This is a genomic window from Roseateles sp. UC29_93 (assembly GCF_042695725.1).
Lineage (GTDB): Bacteria > Pseudomonadota > Gammaproteobacteria > Burkholderiales > Burkholderiaceae_C > Roseateles > Roseateles noduli_A.
Genome location: NZ_CP170545.1, coordinates 2137478 through 2159278, shown reverse-complemented (window position 1 = coordinate 2159278; position 21801 = coordinate 2137478). Strand labels below are relative to the sequence as shown.

Annotated in this window: 23 protein-coding genes; 8 read left to right on the top strand and 15 right to left on the bottom strand. The window is 64.4% G+C overall.

The features are described from left to right. Window positions 1–72 precede the first annotated feature (72 nt). The 5 genes from istB to ACFJIX_RS10040 all read right to left on the bottom strand — a co-directional run bounded on the left by istB (window position 73) and on the right by ACFJIX_RS10040 (window position 4609). The gene (gene istB, locus ACFJIX_RS10060; protein ID WP_377155421.1) at window positions 73–861 is read right to left on the bottom strand and encodes an IS21-like element helper ATPase IstB; all 789 of its coding nucleotides are present in this window, start codon (window positions 859–861) and stop codon (window positions 73–75) included. Beyond that, window positions 854–2386, bottom strand: coding sequence for an IS21 family transposase (gene istA / locus ACFJIX_RS10055; protein WP_377155422.1), 1533 nt, complete (start codon window positions 2384–2386; stop codon window positions 854–856). The genes istB and istA overlap by 8 nt, the downstream gene beginning before the upstream one ends. A 435-nt stretch (window positions 2387–2821) precedes the next feature. Then, window positions 2822–3592: an ATP-dependent endonuclease gene (locus ACFJIX_RS10050; RefSeq protein ID WP_377161706.1), complete on the bottom strand. Its 771-nt coding sequence runs from the start codon at window positions 3590–3592 to the stop codon at window positions 2822–2824. Next, the gene (locus tag ACFJIX_RS10045) at window positions 3535–3903 is read right to left on the bottom strand and encodes a hypothetical protein (protein ID WP_377159604.1); all 369 of its coding nucleotides are present in this window, start codon (window positions 3901–3903) and stop codon (window positions 3535–3537) included. Before ACFJIX_RS10045 ends, ACFJIX_RS10050 begins: the two co-directional genes overlap by 58 nt. Further along, a complete protein-coding gene (locus ACFJIX_RS10040; RefSeq protein ID WP_377159602.1) occupies window positions 3890–4609 on the bottom strand; it encodes an AAA family ATPase in 720 nt (239 codons plus the stop codon). The genes ACFJIX_RS10045 and ACFJIX_RS10040 overlap by 14 nt, the downstream gene beginning before the upstream one ends. A 183-nt stretch (window positions 4610–4792) precedes the next feature. Here ACFJIX_RS10040 and ACFJIX_RS10035 point away from each other — a divergent pair, with 183 nt between their 5' ends. The 4 genes from ACFJIX_RS10035 to ACFJIX_RS10020 all read left to right on the top strand — a co-directional run bounded on the left by ACFJIX_RS10035 (window position 4793) and on the right by ACFJIX_RS10020 (window position 6631). After that, a complete protein-coding gene (locus ACFJIX_RS10035) occupies window positions 4793–4993 on the top strand; it encodes a KTSC domain-containing protein (protein ID WP_377159600.1) in 201 nt (66 codons plus the stop codon). Window positions 4994–5376: 383 nt separating this feature from the next. Further along, window positions 5377–5619 carry a DUF2188 domain-containing protein gene (locus ACFJIX_RS10030; RefSeq protein WP_377159598.1) on the top strand — a complete coding sequence of 81 codons (243 nt, stop codon included), beginning with the start codon at window positions 5377–5379 and terminating at the stop codon, window positions 5617–5619. 9 nt (window positions 5620–5628) lie between these two features. Next, window positions 5629–6168, top strand: a complete 540-nt coding sequence (locus ACFJIX_RS10025; RefSeq protein ID WP_377159596.1) for a hypothetical protein — start codon at window positions 5629–5631, stop codon at window positions 6166–6168. Between the two features lie 46 nt (window positions 6169–6214). Next, complete coding sequence (locus ACFJIX_RS10020; RefSeq protein WP_377159594.1) at window positions 6215–6631, top strand: hypothetical protein; 417 nt, start codon at window positions 6215–6217, stop codon at window positions 6629–6631. A gap of 634 nt (window positions 6632–7265) precedes the next feature. On the opposite strand, the gene ACFJIX_RS10015 is transcribed toward ACFJIX_RS10020, so the two are convergent. After that, window positions 7266–7655 (bottom strand): hypothetical protein, encoded by a 390-nt coding sequence (locus tag ACFJIX_RS10015; protein WP_377159592.1) that lies wholly within the window; start codon window positions 7653–7655, stop codon window positions 7266–7268. Here ACFJIX_RS10015 and ACFJIX_RS10010 point away from each other — a divergent pair. After that, the gene (locus tag ACFJIX_RS10010) at window positions 7648–8955 is read left to right on the top strand and encodes a hypothetical protein (protein ID WP_377159590.1); all 1308 of its coding nucleotides are present in this window, start codon (window positions 7648–7650) and stop codon (window positions 8953–8955) included. The two genes, ACFJIX_RS10015 and ACFJIX_RS10010, sit on opposite strands and share 8 nt — an antisense overlap. Window positions 8956–9372: 417 nt before the next feature. Here ACFJIX_RS10010 and ACFJIX_RS10005 read toward each other — a convergent pair whose 3' ends face one another. The 7 genes from ACFJIX_RS10005 to ACFJIX_RS09975 all read right to left on the bottom strand — a co-directional run bounded on the left by ACFJIX_RS10005 (window position 9373) and on the right by ACFJIX_RS09975 (window position 17460). Further along, a complete protein-coding gene (locus tag ACFJIX_RS10005) occupies window positions 9373–10962 on the bottom strand; it encodes a hypothetical protein (RefSeq protein ID WP_377159588.1) in 1590 nt (529 codons plus the stop codon). Between the two features lie 544 nt (window positions 10963–11506). Next, entirely contained in the window at window positions 11507–12286 is a 780-nt protein-coding gene (locus tag ACFJIX_RS10000; protein WP_377159586.1) for a class I SAM-dependent methyltransferase, read from the bottom strand. A 350-nt stretch (window positions 12287–12636) separates the two neighbouring features. Further along, window positions 12637–12990, bottom strand: coding sequence for a hypothetical protein (locus ACFJIX_RS09995; protein WP_377159584.1), 354 nt, complete (start codon window positions 12988–12990; stop codon window positions 12637–12639). A gap of 45 nt (window positions 12991–13035) precedes the next feature. Further along, window positions 13036–13287 carry a hypothetical protein gene (locus tag ACFJIX_RS09990; protein WP_377159582.1) on the bottom strand — a complete coding sequence of 84 codons (252 nt, stop codon included), beginning with the start codon at window positions 13285–13287 and terminating at the stop codon, window positions 13036–13038. A gap of 390 nt (window positions 13288–13677) precedes the next feature. Continuing rightward, on the bottom strand, window positions 13678–13983 hold the full coding sequence (locus tag ACFJIX_RS09985) for a hypothetical protein (protein ID WP_377159580.1): 306 nt from the start codon (window positions 13981–13983) through the stop codon (window positions 13678–13680). A 103-nt stretch (window positions 13984–14086) separates the two neighbouring features. Continuing rightward, window positions 14087–14374 carry a hypothetical protein gene (locus tag ACFJIX_RS09980; protein ID WP_377159578.1) on the bottom strand — a complete coding sequence of 96 codons (288 nt, stop codon included), beginning with the start codon at window positions 14372–14374 and terminating at the stop codon, window positions 14087–14089. A gap of 26 nt (window positions 14375–14400) precedes the next feature. Beyond that, complete coding sequence (locus ACFJIX_RS09975; RefSeq protein WP_377159576.1) at window positions 14401–17460, bottom strand: ATP-binding protein; 3060 nt, start codon at window positions 17458–17460, stop codon at window positions 14401–14403. A 267-nt stretch (window positions 17461–17727) separates the two neighbouring features. Between ACFJIX_RS09975 and ACFJIX_RS09970 the strand changes: the two genes are divergently transcribed. The 3 genes from ACFJIX_RS09970 (at window position 17728) to ACFJIX_RS09960 (ending at window position 20284) form a co-directional block, all read left to right on the top strand. After that, window positions 17728–18330, top strand: coding sequence for a response regulator transcription factor (locus tag ACFJIX_RS09970; protein ID WP_377161704.1), 603 nt, complete (start codon window positions 17728–17730; stop codon window positions 18328–18330). 426 nt (window positions 18331–18756) lie between these two features. After that, window positions 18757–20028 (top strand): hypothetical protein, encoded by a 1272-nt coding sequence (locus ACFJIX_RS09965; protein ID WP_377159574.1) that lies wholly within the window; start codon window positions 18757–18759, stop codon window positions 20026–20028. Between the two features lie 10 nt (window positions 20029–20038). Continuing rightward, window positions 20039–20284, top strand: coding sequence for a hypothetical protein (locus tag ACFJIX_RS09960; RefSeq protein WP_377159572.1), 246 nt, complete (start codon window positions 20039–20041; stop codon window positions 20282–20284). Window positions 20285–20290: 6 nt separating this feature from the next. Here ACFJIX_RS09960 and ACFJIX_RS09955 read toward each other — a convergent pair whose 3' ends face one another. Next, window positions 20291–21175, bottom strand: coding sequence for a DMT family transporter (locus ACFJIX_RS09955; protein WP_377159570.1), 885 nt, complete (start codon window positions 21173–21175; stop codon window positions 20291–20293). 9 nt (window positions 21176–21184) lie between these two features. Further along, window positions 21185–21796 (bottom strand): rhomboid family intramembrane serine protease, encoded by a 612-nt coding sequence (locus tag ACFJIX_RS09950; RefSeq protein WP_377159568.1) that lies wholly within the window; start codon window positions 21794–21796, stop codon window positions 21185–21187. Between the last annotated feature and the right edge of the window lie 5 nt (window positions 21797–21801).

Sequence of the window (21801 nt, the reverse complement as noted above, 5' to 3'; positions counted from 1 at the left end):
GTTGATTTCCACTCGATCCTGACCCGCCGTTTCCATCTAATCCTGACCCACCCTTGTTCGAGCCACTGAGGCTCAGGCTGTGGGTAACTTCTTGGTTTTGGACTCCTTCTGGGTGGGTTGTGCTGAGCTGTTTTTGAACCGGTAGCTCTCGTTGCCGGTTTCAAGGATATGGCAGTGGTGGGTGAGCCGGTCCAGCAAGGCTGTGGTCATCTTGGCGTCGCCGAAGACGCTGGCCCATTCACTGAAGCTCAGGTTCGTCGTGATGACGACGCTGGTGCGCTCGTAGAGCTTGCTCAGCAGGTGGAAGAGCAGCGCGCCGCCCGATGAGCTAAACGGCAGGTAACCGAGCTCGTCGAGGATCACCAGGTCCATATGGGCGAGCCGGTGCGCCATCTGGCCCGTCTTGTTGTTCAGCTTCTCCTGCTCCAGCAGGTTCACGAGTTCTACCGTGGAGAAGAAGCGCACTCGCCTGCGGTGATGCTCTAGCGCCTGCACGCCGATGGCAGTGGCCAGGTGGGTCTTGCCCGTGCCCGGCCCACCGACCAGCACGACGTTCTCGGCCCGGTCCATGAACTCGCCGCGGTGCAACTGCTTCACCAACGCCTCGTTCACCTCGCTGTGCGCAAACTCGAAGCCAGCCAAGTCACGGTAAACCGGGAACTTGGCCTGCTTGAGCTGGTACGCGACGGCCCGCACCTCGCGCTCGGCGGACTCTGCCTTGAGCAGCTGAGCCAGGAAGGGCTGCGCGGCTTCAAACGCCGGTGCGCCTTGCTCGGCCAGGTCGCCCACGGCTTGCGCCATGCCAAACATCTTGAGCTCGCGCAGCGCGGTCATGAGCCCGTTGGTTGCTGAGTCACGCATTGCGGACCTTCCTTTCTTCGCGCAGTGCGTCGTAGCGGTTCACGTTGGCCTGCGGCTCGTTGGTCAAGCGCAGCGCGTGCGGGGCGTCCACGGGCGGTGGCGCGGCCTTCCCGTCCACCAGCCGGTGCAGCACGTTGAGCACGTACATCTTGGTCGGCACGCCGACCTCCAGGGCCAGCTCGACGGCTGCCAGCACCGCCTGCTCCTCGTGGTGCAGGACCAGCGCCAGGACGTCGACCATCTCTCGGTCACCGCCAGGCTTCTTGAGCAGCTCGGCCTGCAGCCGCTTGAAGGCCTGCGGCAGCTCGACAAACGGCGCGCCGTTGCGCAGCGCGCCAGGCTTGCGCTGCAGCACCGCCAGGTAGTGACGCCAGTCGAAGATCGTCTTGCCGAGCGTGTCGTGCCGGCGGTCGATGAACCGCTGGTGCTCGCAGATGATGTTGCCTTCGGCTGCGACGACGAGTCTGTCGGCGTAGACGCGCAGGCTCACCGGCCGGTTGGCGTACGACGCCGGCACGCTGTACCTGGTGCGCTCGAAGGTGACCAGGCAGGTCGGTGAGACGCGCTTGGTGTGCTCGATGAAGCCGTCGAAGGGGCGTGGCAACTGCATCAGCAGCGGCCGCTCCTCCTGCCAAGCGTCGTGCACGGTGCCTGGCAGCTTGCCGTGTGAGATCTCGGTCCACAGCGCCTTGCAGCGCTCCTCCAGCCAGACGTTGAGCGCGTCCAGCGAGGGGAAGGCTGGCACGGGCTGCCAGAGCCGGTGCCGGGCGTCGCGCACGTTCTTCTCGATTTGGCCCTTCTCCCAGCCCGAGGCTGGGTTGCAGAACTCGACCTCGAAGAGGTAGTGGCTGACCAGCGCGGCGAAGCGCGCATTGACGTCGCGCGCCTTGCCGCTCAGGACCTTGTCCACGGCGGTCTTCATGTTGTCGTAGATGCCGCGCTTGGGCACGCCACCGAACACGCGGAAGGCGTGGTTGTGAGCGTCGAACAGCATCTCGTGCGTCTGCAGCAGGTAGGCCCTCATGTAGAAGGCCCGGCTGTGGCTGAGCTTGAAGTGCGCCACCTGCAGCTTGGTGCGCTCGCCGGCGAGCACGGCCCAGTCCTCGCTCCAGTCGAACTGGAAGGCCTCGCCGGGCTCGAAGACCAGTGGCACGAAGGTGCCGCGGCCCGTGGTCTTCTGGGCCTCCTGGCGCTTGAGCGCCCAGTCCCGCGCGAAGGCGGCCACGCGGTTGTAGGAGCCGTCGTAGCCGAGTTCCATAAGCTCAGCGTGCATCTGCTTCAAGGTGCGCCGCTGCTTGCGGTTCTTGCCGGACTCGGTCTTGAGCCACTGGGCCAGCTTCTCCGCGAACGGATCGAGCCGGCTGCGGCTCTCTCGCTTGGCGTACGACGGCTCCTTGTCGTCGCTGCGCAGGTACTTCCGGATGGTGTTGCGAGACAGGCCGGTGCGCCGGGCTATCTCTCGGATGGACAACTGCTCACGCAGGGCCCATCGCCTGATGACACTTAGTGTCGCCACGTCAATCACTCCAATGCTCCTGCCGCAAGTTGCGGCAGGCTAGGGTTCATACGTGGGTCAGGTTTGAACGGAAATCAGTGCGGCCGGTGGGTCAGGATTCGGCGGCAATCAACACGGGGTCAGTTTCCACGGAAATGACCCGGGTCAAACACGGCCTGAGTTCAAGCAACATCCACTCAACGCCCGCCGTCATTGCCCCTAGGAACCGCAAAGCGCGGGCGATAAGGTCTACGGAACCGCGAATGCTGCTGCTTGGATTCTCTATCTCATTCATCGCGTCCGCGCCGCTTCGTACGAAGCCTTACGAGATGGGGACGCACCCGATCGACGCGGCTCACTTCACTAGTCCTAAAGGACGTTGGCCACCAACCGCTCACACCTAGCTCGACTTCGCCTGACGAGTGCCAATTCAGGCCGGAGCCGGCTCAGGCTGTGTACGCCGGCTCATGCTGGGGCGGGGCCCGCAATGGCCGCTTGAAGGTCGGCCAATGTCGTCCATCTATGGAACGGTTCACCGACCAGCTGTGCGGGATCTAGCAACGCATCGAGCAGGCCGCAGGCCCGCTCCTGCAGGGCGACGGAATCGTTTAGCCTCTTGAGGGTGTTGTAGGGCTTGTTGGCCGCCGCTTCTTCTCCAAACAGCGCAACCTCGAAGTTGGTCACGGACACAATGTGCACGACTGCGCCTGCCGCCGCACCGCTTTCGATCGCATCACGAATGGAAGTGTTAGCCCCCCAGGCGGGGCTGGCGGTTCCATTCTTGGTCAGCGGCACGTCGGAGTCATGAAGCACGGCATATCTTGCAGAAAACTGATTCAGGATCTTCAGGACGGTGAGAATTGCCCCCTTTCCCCGGGCCCTAACCACATGCAAATTTCGATACTTCGTTGGAAAATTGGCCTTCAATAGCTGGAAGGCTGTGTACTCGGTATCCCCTTCGACGACGACAACATCCCCACCAAAGAAGAACTCATTCAAGTAGGGATCACAGGCGTTAAGTGCCTTGAGATTTGCACGGTCATCGTCATCCAGCTTAATCTTGGATGGGCGATGCAACGTCACGCTTCTGATTGCGTCGTCCTGCCCGCGCTCAACGCGAATCACCGTCGTATTGTTTTTCGCAAGGTCGATGAACACTGGGGAGTGCGTTGTAATCATCACCTGCCAGTTTTTTGTCTCCGGGAGCGCATAGAGGACTTCGCGGGCCTCACGGATGGCATTCGGATGTAGGCATATCTCAGGCTCGTCGAGAAGCAGGACGTGCGGCCGTGAACTGGCTGTCTAGCGGCCTCAGTTTCGGTCAAATACTTAAGCGCGGCCCAAAGCAGTGTCCGTCGTGCGCCGCTCCCCTGCTGCGCCACCTTGCCGAAGTAGCCTCCGTCCGGCCCCATCAGCACCTCGGCGCCGCTTTTGAAAGGCGTATACGCCTTGTCGACGTCGGTTTCCGCCCTAGCATCCAGCTTGATGCGATGTTTAGGAAAAACCTTTTCAAGCAGAGTCGAAACCTCCGCCTCAATCTTCTGCATTTCCCCGGTCGCTGAGTCGACCACTCGTTTCTGAAACGCCGAAAATCTGCGCAATCAGCAGCTCATAGTCTGATTTCTCCTGCGCTGGATCGGTCTTAAACCCTTTGTACTTGTCCATGAGGACATCGATAAGCAGCGATGCAATTTCCTTTGCTTGGACATCCGGTGACGCAAAGGCTTCAATGCGATGGGGCCGAGGCCTTCTGGCGTTAGCGATCGCGGGCGCGCCCCATGGAACGGCTTCGTCCCAGTCCCCCTTCTTTACGTCAAAGCCCCGCCGTTTCGGGTTCTCGCCGGGGTTAGACCACACCCACTGCTCGCGAATTAGCCATTCCCCGTCAGCGGTGGGTGCCAACCATCGGTCACCAGGAGCGTTATCGAACACGATCGTTTGGAGTTCGATCTCCGGTAGTGCCACTTCAAGAACCTTGCCGTTAGGAAAGTCTTCGATCTGGAGCTTGCCCTCGGTAGAGCCTTGCTTCATGGCCACGTCGTACGCGCGCAGGATGCTGCTCTTACCAGCGTTGTTCGGTCCCACCAGAACTACAATTTCGTCTAGCTCAATCTCAACCGGCTTGGGGCCGATTGCCCTGAAGTTCTTAATGATTAGCTTATGAAGCCTCGGGCGCGGAGTCTTGGGGTCTTCCGGCACCAAAGATATGGATGATGCAGCCGTCCCAGCTGCTGCCTTTTTTGCTGTGGCCATTGAGTCCTCCCGGCTCAGTTTTGTTGAGCGTACAGCTGAGGCTCTTTGGTCTCAAGTAGCGGAATGGCCTGTGGACCTAGCGCGACGAATTGAGCGCTGGTTGGGAGACCGAGCTGCCGAGCGTAAGGTCCTGCATTCGCCGCGATGGCGCCATCGCGTCAGTCTAGAAAACGAGGGCATGTCATGCAGATGATTGGAGTGAGCTCTTCCGCCATGGTGGCCGTCGGCTATGACCCCCATACCCGTCGCATGAAGATCACCTTTGCTCAGGGCCACACCTACGATTTCTGCGGCGTGCCTCAGCACGTATTCGACGGACTGATACGAGCGGCTTCGAAAGGCAGCTACTACAACGATCACATCAAGGATCGCTATCCTTGTTGAGGCGGCGGCCGGCTGCGTTTCGGTGGTTGTCTCGTTGGGGCCGATGCCCATAGTGCGCACCACGTTGATCCACCAGAGTTTGAACGATTGCAGTGCCCGGACGGCATCATGCGGTAGATGACCGAGCGGCCGAGTCCCCTGCGCTCGCGAACTCGTGGGCACCTCAAGATGACGGCCGATCTGGTGTACGCCCCAATGGCGGGGTTGCGGGCGAAGATGTCTCTACGGCGGGCTCCGCCTCGCTCGCCACCAAAGTCCATGCTGGTGCGGGGCACGGCTCTCCAACGCATTGCCACCGGTCAACATGAAGTGAGCAGTACAGCAAGATCGTTGACGCGCGTCCTCAGCCTCGCGATATTTGCGACTCCATCTCGGGAGGCATCATGACAAAGCTGACCAAATTTACGCTGGACTACGACAAGAGGAAGGAAGACTGGCGTCTGACAAATGATGCGACGAATCGCGTGGTCAAACGCTTCGACACTAAGGAGGCAGCCACCAAAGGCGGCGTGCTTGCGAAGGCGTCCGGTGCGGGCGCCTCGGTGAAGATCAAAAAGATGGATAACCAGTTCCAGGAGGAACGCACCTACCCGCGCAGTGTTGACCCCAAACGTTCTCGAGGTTGAGCGCTTCTCATGGACAGCGAAACGCTTGAAGCACGGTTCACCCGTTTCCTCGATGGTCTGTCAGCCGCCGAGTCTATAGACCGACTGCAGCTGCCGGATGACGGGAAGAATCGGCGCAAGGCTGACTATCTGCTTGCGAATCGCAAGGTCATCGTCGAGATCAAAACGCTCACGGATGACCCGTCGCACAAGGTTGAGACGTTGGGCGATCAGCATCGGACGCGTGGCGACTGGCCTCTTTTCTATGGCAAGGCCAATGTGCGCAAGGTGCTATCGAACCTCTCAGATGGCGACGCCATTTACAAGAGGCTGGTCAACGCGCTGGGGCGGTCAGTCGAAACTGCAGTCCGCTCCGCGGAAGAACAGGTGACGCACACTCGCCGCGCACTTGATCTTCCAGACGCCGCAGGCGTACTCCTGATCTTGAACGATTCCATCGAGATCCTCGACCCCTATGTGGTTGGTCATCGCGTCGCACAGCTACTGCGACGCCCCCCGCACGGGGAAAAGCGAAGCGGAGAAGCTGGACTTTGTATGCCTCTGCTTTGAGAGCCATTCCGTCGGAGCCGTCGAGGGCCGGCCCGCAGCCCCGTTCATGCTGATCGACAACGACATTGCCCGGAAGTTTCCTTGGTTTAAGGACTTCCATCACGACCTGGTACAGAGGTGGGCTGTCGCGAATGGCGGCGTCAGCGGGTCAAGCGAAATATCGGATGCGTCGGAGCTGAAGTTCACGACGATGCGCGAGGCGCTTGAAGCGCCGCCCGCACAGCTTCCCAGGCACGAGTGGTGGCGCCGCGAGTACCGAGCCCACCCTTATCTCCGCTCGCTGCCCGAAGAACATCTGCTCCAAAGAGGTTCGGACATCCTGCGGCGGACCCTTCCACACTTCGTAGAAGGCGGTCCGGGCTACGTCGAGGATGTTGTTCTTCCACTGATGGAAGAGTTCACGCACTTTCTTGAAGAGATGAATTTTCGTGGCCTCGACATGCGGCGTATTCCAAGACCTTGATCGCCATGGCCGGTCGAACTCATACAGCTCTGCTCGTGCTCTGCTAGGTCAAGATGACTCGCAGCGGCGGCCACAATACCGCCAAAGAGCTGCCGTGGCGCAGGGTGGCTACGCTGTCCGAGCACATCACGATTGACAGACGAAGCCTAGGCCGTACGCTCCCCCTGGCTGGCCCACCACTCGGCGCTGTTGTTAAGTCGGCGGCATTGCTGGGCGGGCATTCCAAAAAATCAGGGAGAGGTTCATGGACTATTCAATTCAGGCGTTTTGGCGCCCAAAGTTTGCGTCAGTCGCGCCTCAACGCCACGCGGGCGTGCTCAAGGGATGGAGCCCCGTGGTCGAACACGCGCCGTCCTTCGTTGAAGCCAGTCTCTCGTTGCGAGACGGCTTCGATGACCTGACGCAGAGCGTCTGGATGATTGCGGCTTCCGGGGCGGTGGGTAAGTCGACGTTGGCTCGGGAGATCTGCGCTGCCACGAACGCCGTTTACCTGGACCTGTCGATTGCCGCTACCGTCGCGGGCAACTACCTTGTCGGCGGCCTGGTCAACGCTGGCCTCTGGAATTCCTGGCAAGTCGGCACCTCGACGCTGCTTGTCGACGCTCTCGATGAGGCCAGGTTACGCGTCACCCAGTCATCGTTCGAAGACTTCCTGACCGACGTGGCCAACGTCGCCGGCAAGCGCGGCGTGCCGGTCGTGCTGCTCGGACGGGTTGGCATCGTCGAAGAAGCGTGGACTATCCTCAATGAGCGTGCTGGCCTGACGCCGCCGATCTTCGACATCCAGTTGTTCAACGCCGACCGAGCCAAGGACTTTGTCCTTGCAGCGCTGCAGCGGCTGTCGAGCGCCACTGAAGAGGGGCCGCCTCGCAAGCTTTTTCCACACCTTGCCACGACGCTCGCCACGCATGATTCGGTGTACCGCGACGCTGCGGATTTTCTCGTGCAGCACCTCACGGACGTCACACATGCCGACGGACCGCAATTCGCGGGTTACGCCCCGGTGCTGAGAAGCGGTGGCCACCGTGATCGCATCGGAACCAAACCCGGCCAAGATCAGCGATGCGACCCGTTCAATCCTGGAAGGACAGGTTCTCGGTCGCGTGACCTCACAGGTCATGATCCGCGAGTCTGGAAAGCTCGCCACACAGCTGGCGGAGAGTGTTGCTGGCTTCGATGCCACAGGTCTCTACGGCCCAGGCGAGCAACTAGCTCGGCTCGCGTCACGTATCTTCAAGACGGGCAAACCACAAGTTCCGGTCGGCCTTCCCCAGCATGCCGTGGCGCCATATGAGCAAGCGGTAGAAAGCTTGCTGCCCCAGCACCCGTTCCTGGACACCAAGGAACTCAAGCCTTCCAGTGCCGTCTTTGGAGCCAGCATCCTGGCTGCGGCGCTGACGAGCGCCGATCATGATGTGGCCAAGGCCGCCGAGCGCTTCGCGGGCAGCGGCCCCAACACACCTAATCCTTTCCTGCTCGAGTTCTACCGCGAGGCCTCTGGCAATGGCCCCATTCCAGCCTCCCATGTCGGTCTTCTCTACGCGTCGCTGGAAGCCATGGCTGGCGCGGGCGACATCGTCCGACTTTCGGCGGACGGCGAGGATGCGCTCGACGTCGAGATGGCGCTGGTCCAGCAATCCGGCTCAGAAAAGCACTACGACTTCAACACAGTGCCAGGCGGCGTGCTCCGCTTCGGTCGAAGGGTCACCGGCATCAACGTCGACGCCGAGAACACTGAGGTCGAGTGCGGCGAAGGGGGCCAGCTCGAATTCGCGGCGCCCATTGCCCTACGCGCTGGCGCTCTCGTCATGAATTGCAGCGAGCTGGTCGTCAAGCCGGACCCCGCAACGGCTGCGATCGACCAGACCATTGTTCTGGAGGCGCGCGAGGCGCTGACAGAAGGCGGCTTGCGGCCTCCCCTCGTGCGACACGGCGCAACCCTACAGGTCATCTGGCCCGGATCTAAGGCCTACCCCTGGACTCCCTTCTCGACCGAGGAGGCAGAAGATCCGGATCCGCGCATGGCAGACGCCCAACGGGCACTACGCCGGCTGTGCATCTCTTTTCGCTCACACAGCAAAGGCCGCCTTGCTCGTTTCAAAGGCAAGGTTGAGCACTTTCGAATGACCAAGGGTCCGCTCGGCGAGGCCCTGCGACAGCGCTTGGTCGACGACAAGGTGCTCTCTTTGGAAGGCGCGATGTATTTCCTCGAACCCGATGCCTTGGGGCGCATCGTGGGAGTGGGGTTTCAGGATCTGAAGATCAAGCATTACCCGGCCAAATGTCGCCTGTATCTTCAAGCCGTGCTCGATAGCTTGGCCTGACAAGGAGCCGGCCGGCCCGCAATGTTGTCTCGACGAGAAGGCAAGACCGATTCGGCTCGGTCATGCTGGTCGCGCAGCGCAGGCCTCCATTCGATCGGTGGTGGGTCGGCCTGATGATCCTCGCTCTCGCTCTCGGCGCGACGCTCTCGCTCGTACCGTGGAGCGTGAAGTAGGCGCTTGCACGAACCATAGGCGGCTGGGTGCGCCGCTTAAGTTTCATCTTGAACGAAACGGAATCCGGAATATTCAACCTTCAGTGAGACGGCGGTTCAAGGTGCACTGAGGTGGTCGTGGCTAAGCCCGCGGCGCGCCGGCAGACCAGTTTTCGCATGAGTGAGAACCGACAACCGCCAGGGGAAGGCCCCGAGGCATTCGTGTCGATGGGCGTGGCGGCGGGGCACGCCAGGTCCGATGGGCTCACTTCTTCATGGCATTCAGGACGGACTGGACGAACTGCAGCTTCGTCTTGGTCTTGGCCTGTTCGTCCTTCTCGGCGAGCGCCACGCCGTGTGCGCCTGTCTTCGGGAAGTCCGTCACCAGGCAGGCAATACCCAACTTCACATAGGCCAGGTCGCGCGGCCGTTCTTGCGACTGCTGCTTGTCTTCGACCTGCTCTGGTTCCTTCGGTTCGCCCAGCACCAGCGCCACATAGCCAAATTCCATGTCCACGGTGCGGATGCCGTAGTTGAGGAGGTCGGACAGCACCGACGGCGTCTCGGCGAGGACAGAAATCACGCTGGCGTGCATGGAGCCCGGCAAGGTCGCCAAGTTGTCCTGGCCCTGGACGTCACCCGGATGCAGGGCATTCTTCTTGAAGTAGCCGTCCTGCCGGAGGATGCCCTCGGGCACGTAGAGCCCGTTGTGCCTCAGGGTCTCGGGGCCCTCCCGTTCACCGTCCAGCGACTGGCGTTGCTCGTCCTCCCGCGGTTGTTCCTCGGGGCCCACGAGCGAGCCGGCGGAGCCGCCGATCAACACCTGAGTGACGGCGCGCCCCTCTGGCGCCAGCAACAGGCGCTTCACGTTCTCGGCCAGCACTTCGCCGTGGTACGAGTGCTGGGTGTCCGAATCCAACGCGGCGAAACGACGGCCGTCTTCTGTTTCGAACAGCGTGGCCACCCAACCGTGAGCCTCTCCGGTCGCTATTGTCTTCATCCCGGAATGTTCGGTCTTGAAGGCGTTGGCGTAGCCGAACACGATCGTGTCGGCCTTCTGGAAATCCACATGGGTCTTGAAGAACTCGAGCAGCCGCCCGTAGTTGTGCAGCAGCGCCTCGCCCTGGACGTGCCTCAGTTCCAGCTTGATATCCTTGGAGAGCATCGCAATGCTGTATTCGCGGATCGACAAGGCGAACTGGTCCATCAGCAACTTCCCTCGGATGCCGCAGATCGCCAGCTTCGAGCCGTTCCGGTAGATCGACTGGGAGTAGTTGATGATCGAGAGTCCCGGCCGTCGCTGGGAATCGGAGGGACCTTGCTCGGGCCCCGGGACCAGCGTCCAGTTCACGAGTGCTTCGTTGGCTTCCTCGAGCGTGCCGGTGGTCAGGAGCACGTCCTCCACGCCCTGCAACGTCTTGCGAAAGTCATCCGGCGCGTCGGTTTTCCCCATCATCTTTTCGGCGTACCCGACGGGGCCCTTCGCCCGGTAGCCGAGTTCGGGCTGGATCTCCTCGCCAAAGGTGGGGGCCTCATGGTGATTCGGAAGCTTTCCGTCGCGATCGAGTGTGCCAAGCCGCTCGACATCCAGACGCTGCTCCTGCGCTTCCCTGTCGATCTGCCGGTCGACGTCCTGCTTCAACTGGTCATGACCGACCGCCGTGGGCTCCTCCGCCAGCAGAGGCTTCAGGTGGTCATGCAGCGGCTCCCAGATCCAGAAGCGTTCCGGCACCGTTTCCAGCCTCTCGGCGTCATGGGGGCGGCGGCCCCCGGCCAGGAAAGCGGCCCAGATGTAGTCGCGAAACTGGATGACGGTCGCCAGGGTCGCGAGGACGTCCTGCTCGGGCGACGTCACGTTCAGCTTGCGCTGGACGGGCGCCGATCGTCCGGTGGTGGGGGGAGGCGGAAAGGACGCCCTGCAGCGCGCGTCGTTGGGCCGCCATGCGGGGAGAGACGGCAACAGCTTCCCGCCATCGCCCCGCCATGGCCAGGCGATGAGCGTTCCGCGGCGGGTCCGCGGCGGGACTCTGGCGCTCGGGCCCGTGCATCGTGGTCGGCCATCCGGGGTCTCCTAAAAGTGGTCCAGTCCACGCCGATGCGCGGCCGGGAAGGGAGACCTTATGGAGGACACGCCCGACCCGGCATCGGACGAAGGCTGAACTTGGCCCCCCCGAGCTGCCGATCTTTTCCCTCCCGGACTCGGCTGTGCCGCTGTCACCGGCCGTCCCGTGTTCGACGCGCAGAAGCCCTGTCAGTTCGCCTCCTCGACCAGCCACGCGGCGACATTCCCCGGCGCATCCCGCGAGCGCCTCGCAGCGACACGAGGTCGCCATCGAGGCCGCAGGCGCCGCGCATCCGCATCCGCATCCGCGAGCGCGGGCGGCGCGGGGCGCCAGCGCTTACTGCGCCGGCTTCCTGAACCGCAGCACGAAGCGATCCGTCTTGCCCCGGATCGCCGGATCGAACACCTTCAGCGTGCGGTCGTCGGCGGGATTGGCCAGCGCATCGGTTTCCCCGTCGAGCACGAATCCGGCCTTCTCCACTTCGGCCTTGACCGTCTCACGGTCGATCCGATGCAGGTCTTCGGTGTGCTTCAGACCTGACCCCGCCACGGCCAAATGGTCGGCCACGATGTAGTACCCGCCCGGCTTCAGCAGGCTGAAGACCGCCTTGTTGTAGGCGTTCACGTCAGCGCCCTTCATGAAGCTGTCGTGGAAGTCGTGATAGTTCTCGAAGGTCCAGAACACGTCGAGCGTGTTGTGGATGGACGCCGGCGGCTGCTCGGCGAGCGGGCTCGAGGTCTGTTCGACGTTGCCATGGCCGGGCTCCGCCGTGATGGCCCTCGCGGTGGCGGCCGGGTTCGACTTGAAGACAGCGAACTCACTCGGCACGTAGGCGTAGACCTTGCCCTTGGGGCCCACCAGCGTCGAGAAGATCCTGGTCCAGTACCCGCCGCCGGGCACGGCGTCGATGACCTTGTCGCCGGGCTTCACCTTGGAGAAGGCGACCAGGTCCGCCGGTCGCCGCGAGGCGTCCTGCTGGACGTCCTTGGCAGGTCGTGTCGCATCCGCCACCGCCGCGGAGACGGCGGCGTCGACGACGGGCGTCTGCGCCATGGCCAGCGACGACATCAGCGCGGCGGCGGTCACGGTGGCCAGCGCGAACAGTCTCGAACTCATGAGGGCTCCTTCTGCAGGTCGATGATCTGGAGGAGCGTAGCGCTCATCCCGCAAGGCGTCTTCAAGTCATGGCTGCCCGGCAGAAAGGAGAAACGCGTGAGGTCTTCATCTCATCCTGTCCATTGGCCCGGGACGTGCCGGGCCGAGCCTCCTTGCCTCACGCAAGCACAACTTCGCGCCTACTGCGAATGCAAGAACCATGGCCCCGCATGAAACGCCCAGGAAGACTTGCTCCGACACCATGACGCCGTTCGCAGGCAGCCAGATCTGAAGGAAATGGATCGAAACCATGGTCGACACCTGTAGTGCAACACCGGCGGCAAAGGCAAGGAGAAGGCGCAGATACCTCTTCATTGCACCGCCCCTCGAACCGTCCCCGACTTGGCTTCGAACAGCACCTTCAGGTGGACCTGCTTGTCGTCCTCACCGCGATGGACGATGAAGAGCACCATTGTTGGCATTTCATTGGCCTGGCATTTGATCGGGCAGATGATTTTCAGCAAGCGCTTGCCGGCCGGTGTCGGCTCGACCCAATTCAGGAACTGCTTGGATGACGCGTCTTCCTGCGGGGCGCCAATCTTTTCCACGATCTCGCCGATTGACCTTTGACCGAAGGCGAGATTCCACCTTTCAGGCAGGTTGCGCCCGTCATCGCTGGCTCCGCATGCCACCAGGAAGGCAGCAACCAGCACCACGCCCAACATTGGCACGGGTAGGGTCTTTGCGATCCCCTTCATTAGCCCACGCACTCAGTCCTGCGCCTTCTTTGGCTTGATGAAGCCCAGTCGGTGGCCCTGTTTCAGCCACATTTGGTTTGCGGCCGAAACCGTCAGCCCGATAACGCCGCAGAAGATGGCGAGGAATAGCAATGGCGGTACCACATAGCCCATCGCCTCGACGGCCCACCGCAATACGAAGACCGCGCCTGCGCCAGCAAGTATCAACAAGATTCCGAGTCCAAGCGTCCCGGCGAGTTTCATGTATCTGTTCACTTCTTGCATCCGCAGTCGTTCCCGTATTTGACCGCCTCAACCATTGCGCTGCCCGCGGCGGCACCGGCCGCACCGCCGAGGTCACTTCCACCCGGCGCAGAGCGTTCTGTCGCCGCAGTCAGCATGCGAGCCGCGTCCCGATGACCGCCCTTCGCCGCGCGACGCAGCCATTTCAATCCCGTCTGACGATCCATTGGCGTGCCTTCTCCATGAAGCTGACACAAGCAGCATCCCAAGCGTCAAGCCTATCCGCAAAGAGCGGCGGAATGAAAACCATCCTTGCGCCGACAACTGATCAGCGCGGCGGCGGTCGCCAGGACAATCAGTCTTGAACTCATAGGGAATCCCTCTGCAGGTCGATGATCTGGAAGAGATCAGCGCCCATCGGGCGCAGCGTCTTCAAGTCATGGAGAGTTTGGTGACTTTCCATGCATCGGACCTGCTCCGCAGCTCGACCGTGAAGCCTCGATCGCAACTCGGGCTGGTCACCCGCCCTCGAAACTTCGCCTCGGCGTTGTCGCCGGAGAACTGGTACGTATAGAACCATCTGCTGAGGTCCACTCGCATCTCCTTGCCGCATGCGGCGACCAGCGCCTGCTCGGCAGGCAGGAGCTCCTTGGCGGCATTCCATCCATCGAGCTTGTGGGCAAAAAGCGGAGGGGATGAACACCAACGCCGCTGCGATGGCGGCGGCAAACCAAGCACCCTCACGAAATCTTGTCTTCATGATCATGGTTGTCTCACCCGTTCCTGCGCGACGCGAGCCCCACTGAAGATCGTTTCAAGGCCTTGCATCTCCGAGCTCGCCTCATCGACACAGACGCTCATGCCAATAGAAATCCGGTCGCAAGATCCATGAGAACTTCTCCTTCTTCGAGAGTTCCCGCAAGGGGCTCAGATCGATCTCATACCGCCACAACAAGGCCATCAACTCGAAGACACGCTCCTTGCTGAGTCGATTGAGTTCGACATTCAGCACCAGGCCCCGGCCGACACCTTTGAAATCCTTGATGCAGTCGAGCTCTCGCAGCCCTTCAAAGAACCGTCGCTCATCGCCATGCGAGAAGAACGCTGTCAAACGGATTTCGATGTGCATGCTTTTCCAGAAGGGTTTGCCAGCGTTCAGCTCGCGCGCGATGCACGCATCGTCAAGGTCACGCTCGTGCCTTGCCCCGGCGCGCTGGTGATCGTCAAGCGCGCGCCCACCGCGCGCGCGCGCTCCCGCATCGACGCCAGTCCCATGTGCCCTGGTCGGCCGCTCGCGGCCAGCGACGGCGGCATGCCTTCGCCATCGTCGCGCAGCTCCACGCGCAGTCGCCACCATCCGAAGCGCCAGGTCATCGTGATGCGATTCGCCCGCGCGTGCCTGAACGCATTCAACAGCGCTTCGCCGAAGATCAGGCGCAGCTCATCGCGGACCTCCGCCCGCAGCGGCCGCTCGCGGCCGACAATCTCCAGACGGAACTCGCCGTCGTAGTCCCGCGCCAGCTGCGACGCGATGTCCTCCAGCGCCCTCGGCAGGCTCGCGCTGCCTGGCTGGGAGCCGCGCAACGCCATCACGCGGCGGCGGCTCTCATCCAGCACGTCGTCGGCCATCAGCAGGTCCGCATCGATCGCCGCGCGCACCGGATGCGCCGCCGGCAGCTGCGCGGAGTGCGCCTCGAAACGCAGGATCAGCCCCTGCACGCCCTGCAGCAGCGTGTCGTGCAGCTCGCGGGCGATGCGGTCGCGCTCGGCCATGCGGGTGCGCATCTTCTCGCGCGCCCGCCGCGCGGCCTGCCTCAGGCGCAGCCGGTGCAAGGCCCAGATCAGCGCGATCACCGCCGCCACGCACAACACGCGGAACAGCGCCGTCTGGTACCAGGCGGCCGGGATGACGATGTCCTGGATCGCTTCCTGCGGCGCCGCGACGCCGTCGCTGTTGATGGCCAGCACGTGGAAGCGGTAGCTGCCCGGACCCAGGCTGTTGTAGGCCGTCTCCCGCCGCGGCCCCGCGTCGCGCCAGCGCGTATCGACCCCGTCCAGCCGGTAGCGGAAGCTCACCCGCTCCGGCACCGCGAGGCTCGCGGCGGAGAAGCGCAGCTCCATCATCTCGGCGTGCTTCGGGAGCGTCACCGTCGCGCCCGGCGCGTACTCGACGCCATGGGCGCGCAGCCCGGTGATCCGCACCACGGGCGGCACCGCGTTGCGCCGTGACCGCCGCGGATCCAGCCACGCCACGCCGGTCGTGCCCGCGAACCACAACCGGCCGTCCGCGGCCTCCACCACGCTCGGCTGCGGCCAGAAGGCCGTGGCGCCGCCCGGGTGGCCGTCCAGCGTGTCCAGCACCTCCACCTTCAGCGGCTCGCCGGGATCGCCCAGGAAGCGGAGCAGGTCCTCGCGCCGGACATGGACCGCCCCCTTGCGCCCGTTGAGCCACAGGTCGCCGTCCGCGGTCTCGGCGATGCCGGACACGCCGGCCAGCGTCTCCGGCACCTCGGTCGCCAATGGCACGAAGCGGTGGTCCCACAGGATCGCCACGCCGCGTTCGCCCGCGATCAGCAGTCGCGATCGGCCGGCATGCACCAGCAGCACGTCGCCGACATCCACGCCCTGCGCCGGCCCGAAACTGCGCACCTTGCCGTCGGCCCAGCGCAGCACCTGGTTGTCCTTGAGTCCGAACCAGTAGGTGCCGTCGCCGGCCCACGCCACCGCGGCCTCCAGCGGCGACGGCTGTCCCGGCAACGACAGCGGCTGCCAGCGGCCGTCCTCCCAGGTCTGCACGCCTCCGCGCTGGAAGGCGACCATCAAGCCGTCGCCGTAGGGGACGATGCCGCTGATCCAGCGCTCCCCGACGCCCGGCGGTCTGGGAATCCCCTCCCACCGCGCGCCCTCGCGGCGCCAGAGTCCCGCGGGTCCGACCAGCCAGAGCCGCCCCTGGCCGTCGCGGCCCGCCGCGGTGATCTGCGCGCCCGGCGCCGGCAGCTTCTCGGCCTCGCCCGCAGGGCCCGACAGCCGCCACACGGTCGATGCCACCGGCGAGTACGCCGCGACCGTCACCCCGCCGCCCGGATCCGCCGCGAGCGCGAAATTGCTGGTGGCGCGCGGCATCGGCGCGGGCACGAGCGCGGCCCGCCGGAAGCGGTCCAGGCCGGTCTTGGTCGCGACCCACAGACTGCCTTCGACGTCCTCGAGGATCATCATCCCGAAGTCGCCCGACAGGCCCTCCGGCGCGGCGAAGCGTTCGTACTCGCCGGTCAGCGGCACGCGGTCACCCTCCAGCGGCCAGGGCAGCCGGCGGCGGCACAGGCCCGCCGGGCAGAACACGGTCCACAGGTTGCCGTCGCGGTCCACCACGGTCGACGACCCCCGCCGCGTCGACAGCCGCGGGTCCCGCGCGATGGCCATCCGCGACAGTGCCGGCGCCTTGCGCATCTCGTTGGCAAAGACCAGCCAGGTCTCGCCGCGCAGCACCTGGAGGCTGGTCGCCTCCTTGCAGTCGCCGACGGCGCGGAAACGCGTCTCGCCCTGCGGCAGTCCGAGCAGGCGCTCGTTGTCGCAGATCCAGACGGTGCCGCGCCCGTCGACGACCGCGCCGTCGATGGCGCGGCCCTCCACGCCCCACGACGCGTCGATGCGCTCCCAGCGGTCGTTCTGGAAGCGGAAGAGCTCGGTGGCACCGCCCGCCCAGATCGCGCCGTCCGCATCCTCGGCGATGGACCGGATGCGGGCGGTCGCCACCGCCTCCGTCACCGGCACGCGCCAGACCTGGTCGCCGCGGATCCGGACCAGCCCGCGCGGGAAGAAGGCGGCCCACAGATCGCCACCGGACGTCGCCAGCACCTTCGCCACGGTGCCGGACGGGAACTCCTGCGGCGGCGGCGGGCGGAAGCGCTCGAAGCGCACGCCGTCGAAGCGCGTCAAGCCGTTCGGTCCGCCCATCCAGAGCAGTCCGTCCGGCGTCTGGGCCATGGTCCAGGTTTCCATCGGCACGCCGTCCTCGGCGGTCCAGGCACGGTGATGGAACTGGTTCATGGCCAGCCCGTGGTCCAGCGCGCGGACCGGCACGGCGGCCAGCAGCAGCGTCGCGGCCAGCACCGCCATCCCGGCCGCCTTCCAGGCCCCGCTCGCGATCGACATGAGCGTCGCCATCGCGCGCAACGCCGTCGTCGCCGCCGGCGAAGCCCGGGGCGTACGGCGCATGGGAGCGGACATCACGAGCGACAACGTCATGGGGCCGGAACACTAGCAGAAGCGGCGGGCGGATCGGGCGAGCCGCGGGGGTGGCGCGAGGCGCCGGCGCGACACCTCCGGGCTAACTCTTTCGAGGGAGCGGGAGTAGCCCCAGGGGCGATCCGGACCGTCGGCTGCGGCTACGCTTCGGCCCTTGCGCCCATGAGCCGGCGCTCCCGACCTGACCGCTGACCGCGCGTGAACGACTCCGCCCCGATCTCCTCCCCCATCACGGTGATGGCCGTCGACGACCATGCGCTGATGCGCAGCGGCATCACGACGGTCATCGACGCCGAGCCCGACATGCGCATGGTGGCCGAGGCCACGACCGGCCTGGAGGCGCTGTCGCGCTTCCGCCAGCACCAGCCCGACGTGACGCTGATGGACCTGCGCATGCGGGACATGGACGGCATCGAGGCGATGACGGCCATCCGTCGCGAGTTCCCGCAGGCGCGGATCGTCATCCTCACGACCTTTCCCGGCGATTTCCAGGCCGCGCGCGCGATCAAGGCCGGCGCGGTGGGCTACCTGCTCAAGGGGCTGATGCGCACCGAGCTGCTGGACACCATCCGCGGCGTGCATGCCGGCCGGATGATGGTGCCGCCGGCCATCGAGGCTGCCATCGCGCAGCATGCCGGCAGCCGTGCGCTGTCGCTGCGCGAGACGCAGGTGCTGCGCCTGGTGGCGCTCGGTCACGCGAACAAGGAGGTGGCGGAGCACCTCTCGCTGACCGAGGAGACGGTGAAGGTCCACATGCGGACCATCCTGGGCAAGCTGTCGGCGAAGGACCGCACCCACGCGGTCACGATCGCGTTGAAGCGCGGGATCATCGAACTCTGAACGCCTGACCGCGGCCGGGCCGGAAGCGGCCTGCCCCGCGCCCTCAAGTCCCGTCGCCCACCCGGCCCACCTCGATGTCGGTCGGGGGCGCGATGGCGACGAGGCGTGGCTGCTCGAAGCCGGCGAATCCGGCAGCGAGGGGGTCACAGTCGAATGGCGAGGCCCTCCAGGCGCTCTAGCAGGCGTATAGACGGACGGCGATGCGAGCGGTAGGTGCTTCCCCCATTCGAGGGTCGAAGGGGTGACATCCACAGCCCATGCGCTCCCATTTGGAGGGAGCGACTGCATGCAATTGCATCGATCTCACCGAAATGAGCGAATTGCCAGTGACGCCGACCGTCGCCAACAATTTCAAGCTTCCTTCGGTCGCTTCCGCATCAGGCAGACGGCGCTCGAAACGTCAGTTCTCCTGAACCGGGACATCGGATGACCAGCGAAGTACTTCTTCTCAACAAGCGCGCAATCGTCATCGGCGCCGACAGCGCCGCGACGACCTCGTCCGGCTCCGACCATCCGCGTTACTCGAAGTCGGCCAACAAGATCTTCGAGTTGACGAAGAACGGCGCGATGGCCGCAGCCGTCTTCGGCAACGCCAGCATCGACGCTGTCCCCTGGGAATTGGCGATCAAACTGTTTCGCTCACATCTTGGGCCGAGGACCTTCAATCGGACGCTCGAATACGCTGCGGCGATCATCTCGTTCTTGACCGCCAACGACCGGCTGTTTCCAACGACGTTCAGGGAACAAGAGACGACCGGGCAGTTCGACGCAGCGATCAAGGAGGTCGCCCGCCTCGCGTGCAACGGCGACGAATCGATCCTCGACACAGCACTGCCACTCGATCTGCGTCGGTCGGCTTGGGACAGGCAGGTGAACCGCATCCGTGCGATTCTGAATGCGAGGGGCGTCGCCGCCCCTTTGACGGAAGAGGCCATGCATCGCGCTCTCGAAGACCTGGATCCCTGGGTGCGGCGCGCGCAGATCCAAATCGCAGGATCTGACTCGTTGCAGGCGATGGACTGCGAGGACCTTGCCGACCTGGGGCATCGACTGCGGTATGTCATGCCCGAGGTCCTTCTGCCGCGTTCCGGCCTCGTCATCGCGGGGTATGGCGAGGATCAGATCTTCCCCTCCTATGTCCAGCTGGAGATATTCGGTCATCTGGGCGACGAGCTGTTCTATCGACTTCAGAACTCATATGAAATGACGCGAGACGGAGACGCCTTGATCCAGCCGTTCGCCATGAGTTCGATGATCAATGTCTTCACGGACGGCTTCGATCGAGCCCTCGAGGGCATCGTCAATGAACAAAGCCAGATTGCTTTCGCGAAGGTCTTCCAGCGACTTCATGAGGCTGGCATTGACGTTCCAGACCAGTGCATCGAACAGATTTCCGACACCTGCCAGCGCGATTTCATGGCGGACTGGAAACGGCTGAACTGGCAGAGCAACCGGGCTCCGCTGCTTGGGATTCTTCAAAGCCTGGGCATCGAGGAGATGGCCCATTTGGCGACATCTCTTCTCGAACTCCAGTCCCTGAAAGAACGGGTGACATCGTCAACCGAGACCGTTGGCGGACCCATCGACGTGGCGGTCATTACCAAAGAAGAAGGATTGGTATGGATCCACCGGAAGCACTTCTTCGACCTCAGCCGGAACACGCGCTACTCGGCGCGACTCCATCACTCACTTGCTTGAAGGCCATCACATGAACGCGATAGACCATGCAGCGACGATTGACGTCATGCCCAGCCCCCTTGTCCAGCATCCGCGTCGAAAGGCGCCGCATGAAATCACTTTCGGCGAGGTGCTTCAACAATATCTGGAGGAAGAACGAATCCGAAAAGCCCTTCCCGAAAACTCTCCCTTGGCCCAATGGGCCAAACGGAACTTCGACAGGGATCCGCCGCCGCCGCCTCGCAACCCCGTGCTCGACTTCCTCAATTCGCCTTGAGCAGCCTCAGCGATTCACCATCACGATCCCCGCCGCCAGGCCCGCAAGCGCGAGCATCAATCGCGGGGTGATCGGCTCGCCCAGCAGCAGCGCGCCCGCGATGAGGCCGAACAACGGCGTGCTCAGCGTGAAGCTGGACAGCTTGGTCGCCGGGTAGTGGCGGATCAGCCAGAACCACAGCAGGTAGCTCGCGAACGACACGATCACCGCCTGGAAACCGAACAGCCCCAGCAGGCGCCAGGACCAGTCGAGCGGGAGCGACTCGCCAGCCGCCATCGCGCCCGCCGCGAGCGCCATCGCCGAGATCGCCAGCTGGTACAGCAGCGTCTTCTCCGCGCTGGCGGACGACAGCTTCGTCGCGCGGATCGCCAGCGTCGTTCCGCCCCACAGCAGCGCGGCCAGCACGCCGAGTGCATCGCCCAGCCACTGCATCGTCTGCCCGGTCCCATGCAGTCCCTCGCCGAACGCGAAGGCCACCGCGCCGAAGGCGACCAGCAGCCCCGCGGCTTGCCGCTTCGTCAGCCGCTCGGCCGGCGAGATCAAGGGCATGCCCAGCGCAACGACGAACGGCGACAGGTAGAGGAAGACCACCATCCGCGACGCCGTCGTGTACTGCAGGCCGATGAAGATGCAGGCGAATTCGGCCGCGAACAGCAGGCCCGCGAGCAGCCCGCCCGGCAGGCTGCCGTCACGCCGGAACAGCGCGATGCCGCGCGCCGCGGCGAAGCCCCACACCAGCGCGCCGGCCAGGCCGGAGCGCAAGGCTGCCTGCCACAGCGGACCGATCTCGGTCAGCGCGGCCTTGGCCGCGACCTGGTTCAGGCCCCACAGCACGCAGCATCCCAGGAGGATGACCACCGCCGTGCTGTCGAGATGCTGCTTGCGTTCCATGGCGCCGGATCATGCCCGGCGGCCAGTGCGACCTGCCCAGGCCCGCGCGGCCAACGCACACAGCAGCGCCGTCGCCACGCCGGCGATCAGCCCCGTCAGGTGCGCCAGCGGCGCGATCGCGATGTTCCAGCCGTCCCAGTGCCGCAAGGCCGGCGCCGACAAGGGCCGCTCCGCCGCGACCTTCACGGCCAGTCCGACGCCGATGAGCAGCCCGATCACGCGCTCCCGCCCGTGAGACGCCCGCATCCGCATCATCCCGATCGCGGCCACCGCGACCCCCGCGTGCAGCACGCCGGACGCGCCGCCGAAACGCTCAAGCGACGGCTCGATCAGCAGGCCGAACTGCGTCAGCGGCCACGCCAGCAGCCACGCCGCCGCGTCACGCGCGGTCAGCCGCGCGGCGATGCCGAGCAGCCCGATCACGGCGCAGCCGGTGAGGTTGGCGATCAGGTGTTGCGGGCTCCAGTGCAGCCACGCCGCGCTGACGGCACGCCAGGGTTGGGTCGCCGCAAGTTCGGGTCGCCACGCCATCGCGGCCTGCACTTGCGGCGGCTGGATCCAGGCGACCATCGAGCCGATGGCCAACGCCATCGCGACGAGGAGCCAAGCGCGTCCCGGCATCCGGT

What these genes read in the sequence shown, in the direction of transcription:
- istB (WP_377155421.1), bottom strand. Translation starts at nt 861, where the DNA reads ATGCGTGACTCAGCAACCAACGGGCTCATGACCGCGCTGCGCGAGCTC.
- ACFJIX_RS10000 (WP_377159586.1), bottom strand. Translation starts at nt 12,286, where the DNA reads ATGAGTTCGAGACTGTTCGCGCTGGCCACCGTGACCGCCGCCGCGCTG.
- ACFJIX_RS09965 (WP_377159574.1), top strand. Translation starts at nt 18,757, where the DNA reads ATGACCAGCGAAGTACTTCTTCTCAACAAGCGCGCAATCGTCATCGGC.
- ACFJIX_RS09970 (WP_377161704.1), top strand. Translation starts at nt 17,728, where the DNA reads ATGGCCGTCGACGACCATGCGCTGATGCGCAGCGGCATCACGACGGTC.
- ACFJIX_RS10040 (WP_377159602.1), bottom strand. Translation starts at nt 4,609, where the DNA reads ATGGCCACAGCAAAAAAGGCAGCAGCTGGGACGGCTGCATCATCCATA.
- ACFJIX_RS10045 (WP_377159604.1), bottom strand. Translation starts at nt 3,903, where the DNA reads ATGCAGAAGATTGAGGCGGAGGTTTCGACTCTGCTTGAAAAGGTTTTT.
- ACFJIX_RS09980 (WP_377159578.1), bottom strand. Translation starts at nt 14,374, where the DNA reads ATGCACATCGAAATCCGTTTGACAGCGTTCTTCTCGCATGGCGATGAG.
- ACFJIX_RS10035 (WP_377159600.1), top strand. Translation starts at nt 4,793, where the DNA reads ATGCAGATGATTGGAGTGAGCTCTTCCGCCATGGTGGCCGTCGGCTAT.
- ACFJIX_RS09990 (WP_377159582.1), bottom strand. Translation starts at nt 13,287, where the DNA reads ATGCAAGAAGTGAACAGATACATGAAACTCGCCGGGACGCTTGGACTC.
- ACFJIX_RS10020 (WP_377159594.1), top strand. Translation starts at nt 6,215, where the DNA reads ATGCTGATCGACAACGACATTGCCCGGAAGTTTCCTTGGTTTAAGGAC.
- ACFJIX_RS09995 (WP_377159584.1), bottom strand. Translation starts at nt 12,990, where the DNA reads ATGTTGGGCGTGGTGCTGGTTGCTGCCTTCCTGGTGGCATGCGGAGCC.
- ACFJIX_RS09955 (WP_377159570.1), bottom strand. Translation starts at nt 21,175, where the DNA reads ATGGAACGCAAGCAGCATCTCGACAGCACGGCGGTGGTCATCCTCCTG.
- ACFJIX_RS10030 (WP_377159598.1), top strand. Translation starts at nt 5,377, where the DNA reads ATGACAAAGCTGACCAAATTTACGCTGGACTACGACAAGAGGAAGGAA.
- ACFJIX_RS09960 (WP_377159572.1), top strand. Translation starts at nt 20,039, where the DNA reads ATGAACGCGATAGACCATGCAGCGACGATTGACGTCATGCCCAGCCCC.
- ACFJIX_RS10025 (WP_377159596.1), top strand. Translation starts at nt 5,629, where the DNA reads ATGGACAGCGAAACGCTTGAAGCACGGTTCACCCGTTTCCTCGATGGT.
- ACFJIX_RS09975 (WP_377159576.1), bottom strand. Translation starts at nt 17,460, where the DNA reads ATGCGCCGTACGCCCCGGGCTTCGCCGGCGGCGACGACGGCGTTGCGC.
- ACFJIX_RS09950 (WP_377159568.1), bottom strand. Translation starts at nt 21,796, where the DNA reads ATGCCGGGACGCGCTTGGCTCCTCGTCGCGATGGCGTTGGCCATCGGC.